Here is a 12845-nt window from a genome sequence, read left to right on the forward strand (position 1 = left end):
TACCCGATACCAGTAGGATTCGAAGAATAGCCCACAAACCTACTATAGGCAACTCACGCTCTACCCATAGGCTGAGCGTGAGTTTGTGATGACGAACTATATCATGGAAGCCTAGAAAAGTAATCCCAGTTCGGCGAAGTATCGATTGGAGAACTCTTATTTTAGAAACTGGGACGAGCATTATTTCACCAGAAAAGATAAAGTTGCGTACAGAATACTTAAGCACAGACTCCACATCCGCATACCACGAAGACACATCAATTTTTCCACACAACCATACAACCACACAACCATCCTCACCTCATTCGGAATCTTATTTCCAATTGCCCCGAATAAGAGAAAACTACAGTCGGTTTCATCGCACAACGTACTGCACAAAAGAGATTAAAAAAATAGATAATTTTGCATAGTGGCACTTGATTTAGGACTAACAAGTAGCTCTATCAACCAAAAATCAATTTCTAACAGAAAAAACTGCTAACCAAATCTTAAAACACCACACCCTAGAGAGTCAGTTTTTCAGTACATGTCGGCTTGCTAGCCACTAATACAATCAGCGATAACATGAAAAATCCGACAGCAATAGCTCATATTCGAAAAGATGAAACTGATGGAAGCTTTGCTATACAGAGCATTGAAGCGCATAGTCGTAATGTCGCAGAACTTGCAAGAAACCTAATCTACGAGGATGATGAAAGTAGAGGGATAAAAGATCTTGCCTATTACGCAGGTCTTTGGCACGACTTCGGCAAGTATAGACCAGATTTTCAGAACTATATTAAACGAGCATCTGGCTATGACAACAACAACGATGCTTCTCCAGCCAAGGCTCCTCATGCTATTGTGGGAGCTATAAAAGCAACAAGAAGTATAAAAAATTATATCGCTGCCAATGCGATTGCCTACTGCATCAGTGGACATCACCGGGGGCTCTATGATTACAATGAACTGTTAAAGCAATTTTGCAGTGAACACAAGAGGTGGTGCGATGCGTGCGAAGAAGTGGCAACAGAGGAAAAGGAGAGTCTACAGGTACAAACTGATGAGTTTTATGATTTTCAGATGACAATCCGGATGATTTTCTCTGCTTTAGTTGATGCTGACCGCTTAGATACAGAGCACTTTATGTCACCTACTCTAAGCTCAGAGCGCAAGAAGATAAAGGATGGCTATGCCTCACTTTGCGAACTAAGAGATCGCCTTAAGAAGAAGACAGATAACTTCCAAACAGTTCTTCAAACACCGGTTAATCGGTCGAGGGCACACTTCCTTAATCGCTGTCGTTTACATGGCAAACAGAATCCCCCCGGGATTTATACGCTCTCACTCCCCACAGGTGCGGGTAAAACCATCTCTTCGATGGCATGGGCGTTAGAGATGGCTATCCGTAATCATCACGATCGGATCATTTATGTCATTCCTTATACTACAATCATCACTCAGACAGCTACAATCTTCCGTGGTATTTTTGGTGAAGAAAATATTCTAGAACATCATTCCGAAGTAATAACTGAGCGAGGTATCAACGGAGACGAAGAATATTCACAAATATCTAGGCTGAAGTTTCTGACAGAAAATTGGGATGCTCCCATCATCTTGACAACAAATATGCAATTCTTCGTTAGTCTCTTTGCATCTAAACCAGCAAAATGTCGCAAAGTACACAACATCGCTAACTCCGTAATCGTCTTGGATGAGATACAAGCCCTTCCGGTAGAGTTTCTACGCCCTATCCTCTCCTCAATAGACACATTGTCTAAAGCCTTTCACTGCTCCATTCTTTGTTGCAGTGCGACCCAGCCGGTCTTTGGCACGGACCTCTCCTCAAATGAGTATTGTACTGATTTTTATGATCCGCTACCTATAAAAGGCGATCTAGTACCTCGAGAAGAGAAATACTTCGCTCCTTTTGACCGTGTCGACTATCACATAGCGCCACAAGAAATTAATCATCAAGACTTTGCAAAAATACTTTTTCAAGAGGAGTCAGTGCTCGGAGTCGTAAATACTCGAAAAGATGCAGGAATCGTATACAGCGCTCTAAAGACACTACTAGGAAACAGATCAGATGAGGTGATTCACCTCTCTCGTATGATGTGCTCAGCCCATTTACGAAAAGCGATAGAGACTATAAAAGAACGGATGAAAGAGAGGAAGCCAACAAAGGTGATCAGTACACAATTGATAGAGGCAGGGGTAGATCTTGATTTTCCATGCGTCTGGAGGGCTTACGCCGGTTTGGACTCAATCATTCAGGCAGGCGGGCGCTGTAATAGGGAAGGTAAAATGGATCGGCGCGGGCAAGTGTATGTCTTTATCCTCAAAGATGGTAGTAAACCATTTGGTAACATCGCCAAAGGCTGTGATGCAACCACTGCAACCCTTTATGGAAGTCCAAAAATCAAAACAAATCCTACCAGTCCAGAAGTGATAGACTACTATTACAAACAGTACTATAGGCGGATTACTGATTTTGATATAAATAAGATTGAAGAATGCCTTGGGTATACCCAAGATATCAATTTTGAAACTGCTTCCGAAAGGTTCATTCTGATTGACAACAAAAAGTCGCACTCAATTGTCGTTCCTTATGGAGATAAAGGGAAAGAGATGGTCAAAAAGATTCGTGACAACAAATTTTCGCTTACGAGCAGAGACTTTCGTCTTATGCAGGAGTACAGTGTCATGCTTAGGGATAAAGATTACGCCACATTGCTTGGCCATGGAAACATAGAAGAAATTGTACGAGAAAATGAAATTATTTCAATCTTGGTGGATGATCAGTGCTACGACGAAGTCGCAGGAATAGTTGTCTCAAACCACTGGGCAGAAGAAACCTATGTAATTTCATAAAAGGACTATTTGGACAAACTAACTATAACAAAACTATTATGATGAATGATACATTTGGCAAAGAGTATTGCTTAGAGCTGAGTGGTGAATTCGCTTGTTTCACTCGACCAGAGCTCAAGGTGGAGCGTGTTAGCTACGATGTGATCACTCCATCTGCGGTACGCAATATATTCCAGTCCATACTTTGGAAACGTGCCATACGATGGGAAGTAACTCGAATTGAGGTACACAAACCTATCAGACATATATCCATTAAACGCAACGAAGTAGGGGCATTGGCACGTCCTACAAGTGGTGCAATCCCTATAGAAGTGGCACGTCAGCAGAGGACTGCATACATTCTTAGAGATGTGAAGTATCGAGTTTTTGCACGGCTGGTTTTTATACCTATTTTCGAACGTACCGAAGAAGAGCAAAGAAAATTTGATCTAAGAAGCGAACCAGAAAAACGATCAGAGAACCCAGGCAAGTACCATGGAATGTTTGAAAGACGCGCTTCAAGAGGACAATGCTTTACGATGCCTTACTTGGGATGCAGAGAGTTTAGCTGTCACTTTCGATACGTCCCAGATGCCCAATATAACGATGGTATTGAAGACACAAGAGACCTTGGATTGATGCTATTTGACATGGACTTTAAGAGGAACTCCAAGAGTCCGGAAGCGATGTTTTTCCATGCGCAGATGAACCATGGAGTGATTGAAGTGCCAGAACCCTCTAGTGACAAAATACTACGATGATACTACAAGCACTCTACGAACGAGACAAAACGTCCGGAAACAAGTTACCAGATGGTTATGCAAAAAAAGAGATTCCATTCATTATACAAATCAATGCAGACGGGGTCCTACTTTTTGTGGATGGACTTAGAAGTGGATCCAAAGACAAAATTCTCGAGTGCATCGTTCCATCTCCAGTAACCAGAACATCCGGAGTGGTGCCAAATCTATTTTGGGATCATTATGGCTATGTACTCGGATTAACAGGGAAAGACACAGATAACGAACGTGCGAAATCAAAAAGACAGATGGATGCCTTCGTTGCATTGGTTGGACAATTTGCAGAAATATACAAGTCCAATAAAGCCTTTCAAGCAGTGAAAGCCTTTTATGACAACAAGGAATACCTAAAAATCACTAATGACAATGAGGTTGTAGCTTTAATTACGAAAAAGCCTGGCACCAATATGACCTTTGGCATATTGTCTGAAAACAACACAGTGTCATTAGTTACCAGTGAACAAGACCTCAAAGATTACCAAAGTACGCACTATTACACTGATCAGTCTGATGGCGAAAATGCTGTTTGTCTAATAACCGGTACTAATGGACCTATTTCAAGACTTCATCCCGGGATAAAACTTGGCGGAATGCCACTCTCTCTGGTTAATTTCCAAGTCAATTGTGGTTATGACTCATATGGCAAGTCTCAAGCTTACAATGCTCCTGTATCTCCTAAGGCAGCGGAAGGATATGTTAATGCTCTTAATTCTCTCTTGGAGAAAGGTAGAAGTACCAACTATTTTCTCTCTGGCGTCACCTACGTTTTTTGGGCTAGTCATACAAAAGATGACAAACTCGCTGAGCACTTCAAATCGGCAACATTCAGTCCACCATTGATAACAGAACTCACCACAAAGAGCAAGGGAAGTAAAAGGAAGAAAAAAAAACAAGCAGATGAGGTCTCGCTTATAGCAGAAGAAGCAACATCTAGACAAGTACTATCAGCACTCCGTGCCATACAAGGGGTCAAAAATGCTTTTGTAAATACCTCCTCGGAACAACACTTCTACCTCTTGGCCCTTGAGCCTGGAAAAGGAAGAATTTCAGTCAAACTCTTTGTAGAGGGTACCATATCGAAAATATTTGGAAACACCCTTCAACACATAGAGGATCATAAAATATATGGGAAAGGGGTAAAGAGGGAAACCGATGAACCAAAAATCCGCTCTATATATTCGCTCCTTGCCTCAATTATGCCCGCTACGCTCAAAGCGGATAAGTGGCCCAAACGCCCAATAGAAGCACTGGTAAAAAGTATCATCACGGGAGCACCCTATCCATCAGATCTATTTACCTCATGTCTGCAACGCATTAGAGCAGATCGAACAGTCTCAGAACTAAGAGCTGCGTACACAAAGGCCTACCTGAATAGGCACTATAGACACAAACATCATACAGAAAAAAACATCATTACTATGTCACTCGACATCACACAGACCAACAAAGGTTATTTAGCAGGACGGCATTTTGCCGTGCTTGAGAACATCCAACTAATTGCTAATAAAAAAGCGACAATAACGGATAGCTACTTCGGTAATGCGATGACCTCTCCGGCATCTGTTTTTCCCAGCCTGATAAGACTATCCGTGTTTCACCAGAAGAAAGCGAAAAGGGATAATCCAGCGCTGTATCTCAATTGTGAAAAACAACTGGAGCAGATCATGTCACTTATGGATGGAAAAGGAGCACCCTATCCTACCCATTTCACACTTGAAGAGCAGGGATTCTTTTGCTTAGGATACTATCATCAGAAGCAATACCATTTTGCCTCTAAAGAAGAGAAAGAAGTAATTAATAATAACTCATCAGTAGAAAACTAATCATTATGTCAAGCAAAGAACTAATACAAAACAGATATGACTTTGTCTATCTCTTTGATGTCACAGATGGGAATCCAAATGGTGATCCAGACTCTGGTAATCTTCCTAGAATTGATATTGAGACTGGTCATGGGCTAGTTACAGATGTTTGTTTGAAGCGAAAAGTCCGTAACTATATCCTCAATGCCTCCCGAGAGCGTGAAGAGCTAAGAGATGGCACACATGAAATCTTTGTTGTGGAGAATGCGATTCTCAACGATTCCATTGAGGAGGCCGTCAAGCAAGTTACAGATGACAAGCAGACAAAGAATTCAAAAGATCGCCAAAAGGCGCAGGATATCATGTGCCACAAGTACTATGACATTCGCACATTTGGTGCCGTGCTTTCCACTGGAGCCAACGCTGGTCAAGTTCGAGGAGCAGTGCAATTGACTTTTTCTAGGTCTATTGATCCTATCACTGCTAGTGAGCACACCATCACCCGTATGGCAGCCACGGATGCCAAAGAAGCCAAGGAAAAAGAGATGGCTGACGATGGCGGGGGCTATCGTACAATGGGACGCAAAGCAACTGTTCCCTATGGCCTCTACATCTGCCACGGCTTCGTTACGCCATCATATGCTCAGAAGACAGGATTTACGGAGGATGATCTATCACTCTTCTGGGAAGCGCTCCACTGGATGTTTGATATTGATCGCTCCGCCACTCGTGGCATGATGGGGCCTCAAGGACTCTATATCTTCCGCCACGAATCCATGCTCGGCAATGCCCTAGCACAAGATCTTTTCAAAAGGATCAAGATAGAACGACTAACAGATCTTCCGAGAGGCTTCAGTGACTACCGTATAACCATCAATGAATCCGATATGCCCGAAGGTGTCACTCTGATTCGCAAGATTGACTGTAAGTAATCACTTAATTTTCAATAGATTAGAACAATTATCATGGCATCCCCTGCACGATTGTTCCTCACATTAGTGCGAGGAACAATCGTGCAGGGGGGTATCATAAAAAAACAAACAAATGAACATCAAAAACTATACCGATGAAGACTGTCTGATGATCTCTGCTATACAACATTTCGTTTTTTGTCCACGACAATGGCAGTTGATTCACCTAGATATGAAGTGGCAGGAGAATGACCTTACAGTCCTTGGACAAATTCTTCATCAGCGAGTCAACGCCCCTGATCTTCCTCAACAAAGAGGTACTACGATTACACTCCGAAGCGTCTCCCTTGTCTCCTACCGTCTAGGAATCTATGGCATATCTGATATCATAGAACTTACTCCTGCCAAAGGGGAAACACACCTTAGGCATCCACACTATCCAGGAAAATGGCAAGCAATACCAATTGAGTACAAAAGAGGTCACCCAAAGCCAGACAATGCTGACAAACTGCAACTATGCGCCGAAGCAGTCTGCCTAGAAGAGATGTACGGGATTACCATTCCTGCAGGTTATCTATATTATGGTGAAACAAAACATCGCCTTGAGGTACTTCTTGGGGGTGATCTAAGAAATGAACTAGAGAGGACAGTACAAGAAATGCACCATCTAACTAAAATTGGTGGGACAACTCCGGCAATCTACGACCAAAAGTGTAATAGATGTTCCCTATTAGAGGTTTGCATGCCAAAGCTATCATTACAGCCAGATATTCGAAACTACTACTTCTCGCACCATATTCGTTTATTATGAAACCGTTGCTCAACACACTATACATACTCACTCCAGATGTATACCTCCGAAAGGATGGACTTAATGTGGTAATTCTAAAAGAAGATAAAGAATCTTTTCGAATACCAATCATGAATCTAGAAAGCATCGTTTGTTTCAATTACATGGGAGCATCACCCGGAGTAATGAAGCTATGTATAGATAACAGTGTTACACTCTGCTTTCTCACCCCTCAAGGGCAATTTATTGCTTCAATAACAGGCCCAACCAAAGGCAATGTTTTACTCAGAAGAGAACAGTATCGAGTTGCGGATGATGAAGGATCCGCCTCCCAAATTGCCAGACGATTTATTGCGGGCATAGTCGGGAGTTAAGAATTAAGGGAAATAGCGGGATATGCAATGGATGTAACTATTTGAAATAGCATCATTTAGGCTTTCTTGCTATTTTGAGGATAAGCAAAAACGAGCATAAAACGGCAGGAGTTCCGTTACCAAATCGTAACCCATCGAAGAAAGAGCAAAGAGGGGTTACGAATTGAAGCTAAACAACTGCTCCACAGTTTTTTATTCATCGTATTTCATCGTTCTGCATCGCTCAGAAGCACCTGTTTCACTGTACCTTTGCAAGCAAAGGGAATTTAGAAAAACGATAGAAGAATGAAAGAAAACAAACTGAAAGTATCGTTCTTTGTTCAGGCAAGACGAACCGACAAGAAAGGACTTGTGCCTGTCATCGGGCGCATCTCCGTAGGCAGAACCCATTCGGGGTTCTCCACCAAGTGTAAGACTCCGATCGCCCTATGGGATAGCCGTAAGCAACGACTCACCGGCAAGAGTGCTATGGCGGTGTCCGTCAATCAGAAACTCGGTGAATGCACCGCACTCATCCACGCACGCTTTCACGAACTCAGTGAAAGAGAAGAATCCTTTACCGCCACCGATGTGAGGGATGCTTATCAGGGGCAAATCCACCGTCAAGCCCTGCTTTTGCAGAGTTTTGAGGAATATCTCAGACAGACAAAGGAACGCATAGGCATTGATAGAGCCTTGAAGACATTCAAGCTCCGTACCTATCAGCTATCCCTGCTCCGTGAGTATCTGCAGAAGAAGTATAAAGTAAGCGACATTCCCCTTTCACAATTAGACAAAGCCTTTATTGAGGGTTTCGAGTACTACCTCTCCATTGACCGAAAACTGAAACGTAGCAGCGTGTCGAGTGCCCTATCCACCTTGAAGTGTATCGTCCGCATGGCGGTGAAGAAAGGCGTGCTGGACTTCTACCCGTTCTTGGGCTACAGCTATGAACGTCCCAAAGGTGAGCCGAGAAGTATCTCTCAAGACCAGCTGCAACGCATCATTGACTTGGAGATAGAATGGGAGAACTACCGTATTGTCCGTGATTTGTTCGTATTCTCCTGCTTTTCAGGCTTGGCAATCTCAGACGTGCGCAATCTCAGAGAAGAAAACATTGTCTTGGAAGAAGGTGAACTTTGCATCAAGGGCAAGCGAATGAAAACCAAGACTCCATATCGTGTACAGGTGCTTCCACCTGCTTGGGCGATAATGGAGCGGTACAGAGGTAAGCGTGCTGGTTTTGTCTTTGATGTACCGACTAACGACATCATCCACAACGGCATGCACTACATACAGAGAAATGTCGGTATGGAAAGCCCGCTAACCTTTCACATGGCTCGCCACACCTTTGCATCGCTCATCACGCTCTCAGCAGGAGTGCCTATTGAAACGGTGAGCCGTATGCTCGGGCACACCAACCTGAGAACAACACAAGTATATGCTGCCGTTTCCTCCGAGAGAATCCATCGAGAGATGCAAAATGTGCAGCAACGCATACAAGATACATTCACCTTGAAGCTTTGATATTATGGCACGAAGTACATTCAAAACACTATTCTATATCAATCGGTCCAAAGAGAAGAAGAACGGCAAATGTCCGATTATGGGACGCATCACTATAGACGGAAAGCAGGTGCAATACAGCACGGGCAAGGAGATTGCTCCCGAACTTTGGGATAGTCGTAAGGGAAGATGCAAGGGAACGGGCGAAGAGATAAAGGAAATCAACCGCTATCTCCAAGCCAAAGATGAACAAGCCAAAGCGAAGTATCAAGAATTAGTATGGCAGCGTGGCTATATCACAGCCGAGCTACTGAAATGTGAACTCATGGAAGAAGACAAACCTAAAGGTTTTCTTTTGGAAGAAGCACATCTCTTCATTGAGGATAAACGTCCCTGTGTGGGGGTAACGATTGCCAAGCCGACCTTTGCCAATTACATCTATGCCACACAACTCATAGAGGCTTATCTGCGTGAACGATTGGGACTGGAGGATATTCGCTACTCATTGTTGGACTACGGCTTTATCGAGGGGATGGACTTCTATCTCAAATCAGAGCGCAACCTTTCCCTTGCCACCATTCAGATTGTGGTCATTTTCCTAAGAAAGCTTATCGGCATAGGTCAGCAGAAGAAGTATATCCGTATCGATCCGTTTGCGGACTACAAGGCAGAACTGCCACACCGCACAAGGCGTTATCTCACTACGGAGGAGCTCCAACGAGTATTACAAACACCCATCATTGACAGGCAGTTCGAACGAGCAAGGCAGCTCTTTCTTTTCTGTGCCTTTACTGGTCTGGCACGTGTGGACATGCAACGGCTCAGGCTAAAGCATATCATCCGTAATGCAGACGGCACGGAGGAAATCCGTATCAAAAGGCAGAAAACGGACGTAGAAGCTATCATTCCACTTTTGCCTATTGCCAAGCAAATCCTTTCACTCTATATCAAAGACAGGAAAGTAGACGACTTGATATTCCCTAACCTAACCACCCGCAAGGCGTCTTTAGCTTGTGTGAACATTGGTCAGATATGCCGAATAGAGAAAGGTTTGACCTTTCATATGGCTCGCCATACATTTTCAACCACAATTTGCCTATCCAACGGGATCTCAATGGAAACGCTCAGCAAGATGCTCGGACACAGCAATATTGGCACGACACAAATCTACGGAAAGATAACCGATCACAAGATACAAGAGGATATGACTGCACTCACTGACAGAGAGCATGCTGCCTTTGAGGGTTATTGTGAGTCAATAGCACAGCAAGACAAAACACAATCTGAACCTTTATAGATGAACTTTCCTCAAAGACCTGAAGCCGTAATCGGTCGGGCAAAGGTATGGCGGTTGCCTTGATTGCTTGCAAGGTCAAGTCCTGCGGATGGAGTGAAAAATCTCCACCGCAGGGCTTTTCTCTGTACTTTGCTATTATCATACTTGCAATAATTTGATTGTTAGTGCGGTCGTATTTTTCGCTCCAACCTTGCAGCAATAGGCTAACCGCCAAAAGAATAAGCCCGAACGAATACGGCATACTCAGGCTCTTTGGACGCAAGAAGCGACAAAACAAATACTCCATCAATCACATAAGCCAAAGAGTGTGCTCTCACTCTGTTAATTGATAGAGAGATGTCAAAGCAATCGAACACTCGAGAGTGACCTGATTTTATTTTCGCTAGTACGGAACGAACCAGCACCTCATCTCATTACCGCAATAGCCTAAACTTTTGTGTTCGCCATTTCCCTTGTGTCCTAACTATTTCCGTATTCTTCCTTACTCTTTCTTTTTCCGCTTTAGAGGGGTTACTTTTGCATCCGACAATAAGGGCAATCGACAGAAAAACTGCTCGTTTGCCTAGTATGAATAACGTAATCAACAACAATGCAATGAAACTTACCATCATCGACCGCAAGGCATGGGAGCAGCACTGCTCCTCCTTTGCAGACTTTATCCACCGTATTGAACGGCTTATCGGGTGTTCTCCCGAAACGGAGGAATGGCTCGACAATGAAGCCGTATGCCGTAGGCTCGGTATCAGCAAGCGAACCCTGCAACACTATCGGGATACGGGTAAAATCCCGTTCTCTATGGTCGGGCATAAGTGCTACTATAAAGAGAGCGACATCACTGAAATACTGAATGCTCAGAAAGACTGAACCCAAGCACCTAATGAACTATGTCAGAGAACGAAATCATTACACAACAAGACCCGCAAATGCAGATGTTTGCACAACTTATGGAGGGTGTCTTGAAGAAGCTGGAGCGTTATTGCGCTACTGCACGTCCTATGTTGGGCGGAGAGGTTTACCTTACAAGTGAGGAAGTCTGCAAGCTGTTACGTCTGAGCAGTCGCACGCTCCAAGAGTACCGAGACAGTGGAACAATAGCTTATCACAAAATCGGTGGCAAGATACTCTACAAACAGAGCGACATACAAGCTATGCTTGAAAGGCACTATAATCCTATATATAAGAGAAATAAGTAATTGGACAGCGGGGTAAAAGAAGTGAGTTGAGATATGGTTTAGCGGATACTCATTTGAACTCGGTAACGCTGACGTCAAGAGCATACAATCTCTCGGTGAGTGTCAATTCTTCCATCGGTGTGCGTGCTTTTCCCTCTTTGGGGATTGTTGACTTCATCGGTGAGTTTTCAGCGTTTAATCTGAGCTTACAATTACCTACGGTCAAATAAGTAAGCCATAGGAGATTTCGGTTAAGAGTTGGGTAAGTCAAGATTTGGTATGGTCAAGAAGTGGATTTTGACTCAGGTCAAAATTGACCAAAGTCAAAATTGAGTTGAGTCAAAACCTAACTCTTGAGCTAAGTCAATTTTGAGTTGAGTCAAAACTGAGCCAAGTCAAAACTGAGTCAAGTCTTAACCAGACTCAAAACTTAGCTCAGAAAGTCAAAAGCTAATTTCCAATCGCCCCTAAGTGGGTGGCATCAATTCTTGATATTGGCAAGGTGTGTCTTTGTAACACAAACCGCAGTTTGTAACACAAAGACCCTTGCCCCGAAGGGGAGATGAATTACTCCAAAGTCGTAATTAACAGAAGAAACAACAGATGAACGAGCAGACAGAAAGAGATCGTAAGCGAAAAGAGCTGAATAAGCCTCGCTGGGACAACTGGCACGTACGCTTGCCTGACCCGAAAGACCAGCAACGGGCGATTGAGTTGTTCCATAAGTCAGGGGCGGAAACGAAGTCCGACTTTGTGCGGGCAAGGATATTGGGGGAGCATTTCAAGGTGATAACGGTAGATAAGTCTGCTGTGGAGTACTATCGTAAACTCTCCGAATTGACTGCCCAGATACATAAGATAGGTGTGCTGTATAATCAAGCTGTACGTGCCATCAACAGCTATCATAGCGTGAAGACTGCTCAGATACTGCTTGAGAAGCTGGAGCAACTATCAGCTCAGATCATTGCATTACAGGAGCAGGCTATCTCTCTGACCATTGATTACCGCAAGTAATGATTGCTAAGATTTCAGCAACGGAGAACCTCGGGGGTGCGCTCGGCTACAACTTCAAGAAGGTGAATAAGAAAGAAGCTGGTTTCTATCATAAGTACTAAGAATAGTATTAGTTAACTTTTTCAAAGGTACTAAAGATAGAGCCAGCTTCTTTCTTATCCCGCTGTTAGGTATCACACAAAATCTCGGATGAACCTATTTTTTTATTGCCAAGTTCTAATGCTTCTATCTCCTGCCATTCATAGAGGCTATTATATGCCATACATCCGATAAGAATGGAGATAAGTATATATCCCAACCGTATTGCCTTATAGAAATTTCCTGACCGCTCCATTATTTTAATGACATTGATTTTTGGAACATGAATA

The 12845-nt window shown here is 43.4% G+C and carries 11 protein-coding genes and 1 pseudogene; 11 read left to right on the plus strand and 1 reads right to left on the minus strand.

Features of this window, described 5'->3' with window-relative positions:
* Window positions 1-564 precede the first annotated feature (564 nt).
* The 11 genes from cas3 (at window position 565) to AC1EK1_RS05750 (ending at window position 12477) form a co-directional block, all read left to right on the plus strand.
* The gene (cas3, locus tag AC1EK1_RS05700; protein WP_480306088.1) at window positions 565-2853 is read left to right on the plus strand and encodes a CRISPR-associated helicase Cas3'; all 2289 of its coding nucleotides are present in this window, start codon (window positions 565-567) and stop codon (window positions 2851-2853) included.
* A 41-nt stretch (window positions 2854-2894) separates the two neighbouring features.
* Window positions 2895-3593: a type I-C CRISPR-associated protein Cas5c gene (gene cas5c, locus AC1EK1_RS05705; protein ID WP_480306103.1), complete on the plus strand. Its 699-nt coding sequence runs from the start codon at window positions 2895-2897 to the stop codon at window positions 3591-3593.
* Complete coding sequence (gene cas8c / locus AC1EK1_RS05710) at window positions 3590-5455, plus strand: type I-C CRISPR-associated protein Cas8c/Csd1 (protein ID WP_480306089.1); 1866 nt, start codon at window positions 3590-3592, stop codon at window positions 5453-5455. Before cas5c ends, cas8c begins: the two co-directional genes overlap by 4 nt.
* A 5-nt stretch (window positions 5456-5460) precedes the next feature.
* Window positions 5461-6366: a type I-C CRISPR-associated protein Cas7/Csd2 gene (gene cas7c / locus AC1EK1_RS05715; RefSeq protein ID WP_480306090.1), complete on the plus strand. Its 906-nt coding sequence runs from the start codon at window positions 5461-5463 to the stop codon at window positions 6364-6366.
* A gap of 112 nt (window positions 6367-6478) precedes the next feature.
* Window positions 6479-7156 carry a CRISPR-associated protein Cas4 gene (gene cas4 / locus AC1EK1_RS05720; protein ID WP_480306091.1) on the plus strand — a complete coding sequence of 226 codons (678 nt, stop codon included), beginning with the start codon at window positions 6479-6481 and terminating at the stop codon, window positions 7154-7156.
* Complete coding sequence (gene cas1, locus AC1EK1_RS05725) at window positions 7153-7509, plus strand: CRISPR-associated endonuclease Cas1 (RefSeq protein ID WP_480306092.1); 357 nt, start codon at window positions 7153-7155, stop codon at window positions 7507-7509. Before cas4 ends, cas1 begins: the two co-directional genes overlap by 4 nt.
* 285 nt (window positions 7510-7794) lie before the next feature.
* On the plus strand, window positions 7795-9015 hold the full coding sequence (locus tag AC1EK1_RS05730) for a site-specific integrase (RefSeq protein WP_480306093.1): 1221 nt from the start codon (window positions 7795-7797) through the stop codon (window positions 9013-9015).
* 4 nt (window positions 9016-9019) lie between these two features.
* Window positions 9020-10291: a site-specific integrase gene (locus AC1EK1_RS05735; protein ID WP_025883486.1), complete on the plus strand. Its 1272-nt coding sequence runs from the start codon at window positions 9020-9022 to the stop codon at window positions 10289-10291.
* Window positions 10292-10885: 594 nt separating this feature from the next.
* On the plus strand, window positions 10886-11155 hold the full coding sequence (locus AC1EK1_RS05740) for a helix-turn-helix domain-containing protein (protein WP_025883489.1): 270 nt from the start codon (window positions 10886-10888) through the stop codon (window positions 11153-11155).
* Window positions 11156-11175: 20 nt separating this feature from the next.
* The gene (locus AC1EK1_RS05745) at window positions 11176-11484 is read left to right on the plus strand and encodes a helix-turn-helix domain-containing protein (RefSeq protein ID WP_025883491.1); all 309 of its coding nucleotides are present in this window, start codon (window positions 11176-11178) and stop codon (window positions 11482-11484) included.
* A gap of 582 nt (window positions 11485-12066) precedes the next feature.
* The gene (locus tag AC1EK1_RS05750) at window positions 12067-12477 is read left to right on the plus strand and encodes a plasmid mobilization protein (protein ID WP_025883492.1); all 411 of its coding nucleotides are present in this window, start codon (window positions 12067-12069) and stop codon (window positions 12475-12477) included.
* Between the two features lie 196 nt (window positions 12478-12673).
* Here AC1EK1_RS05750 and AC1EK1_RS05755 read toward each other — a convergent pair.
* Window positions 12674-12811 (minus strand): annotated as a pseudogene (locus AC1EK1_RS05755) (two component system sensor kinase); the annotation flags it as partial.
* Window positions 12812-12845 lie beyond the last annotated feature (34 nt).

It is taken from the genome of Porphyromonas sp. C0026D3, from assembly GCF_056590775.1.

Excerpts from the sequence above, each read along its gene's own strand:
- cas3 (WP_480306088.1), top strand. The coding sequence starts at position 565 with ATGAAAAATCCGACAGCAATAGCTCATATTCGAAAAGATGAAACTGAT.
- cas5c (WP_480306103.1), top strand. The coding sequence starts at position 2,895 with ATGAATGATACATTTGGCAAAGAGTATTGCTTAGAGCTGAGTGGTGAA.
- cas8c (WP_480306089.1), top strand. The coding sequence starts at position 3,590 with ATGATACTACAAGCACTCTACGAACGAGACAAAACGTCCGGAAACAAG.
- cas7c (WP_480306090.1), top strand. The coding sequence starts at position 5,461 with ATGTCAAGCAAAGAACTAATACAAAACAGATATGACTTTGTCTATCTC.
- cas4 (WP_480306091.1), top strand. The coding sequence starts at position 6,479 with ATGAACATCAAAAACTATACCGATGAAGACTGTCTGATGATCTCTGCT.
- cas1 (WP_480306092.1), top strand. The coding sequence starts at position 7,153 with ATGAAACCGTTGCTCAACACACTATACATACTCACTCCAGATGTATAC.
- AC1EK1_RS05730 (WP_480306093.1), top strand. The coding sequence starts at position 7,795 with ATGAAAGAAAACAAACTGAAAGTATCGTTCTTTGTTCAGGCAAGACGA.
- AC1EK1_RS05735 (WP_025883486.1), top strand. The coding sequence starts at position 9,020 with ATGGCACGAAGTACATTCAAAACACTATTCTATATCAATCGGTCCAAA.
- AC1EK1_RS05740 (WP_025883489.1), top strand. The coding sequence starts at position 10,886 with ATGAAACTTACCATCATCGACCGCAAGGCATGGGAGCAGCACTGCTCC.
- AC1EK1_RS05745 (WP_025883491.1), top strand. The coding sequence starts at position 11,176 with ATGTCAGAGAACGAAATCATTACACAACAAGACCCGCAAATGCAGATG.
- AC1EK1_RS05750 (WP_025883492.1), top strand. The coding sequence starts at position 12,067 with ATGAACGAGCAGACAGAAAGAGATCGTAAGCGAAAAGAGCTGAATAAG.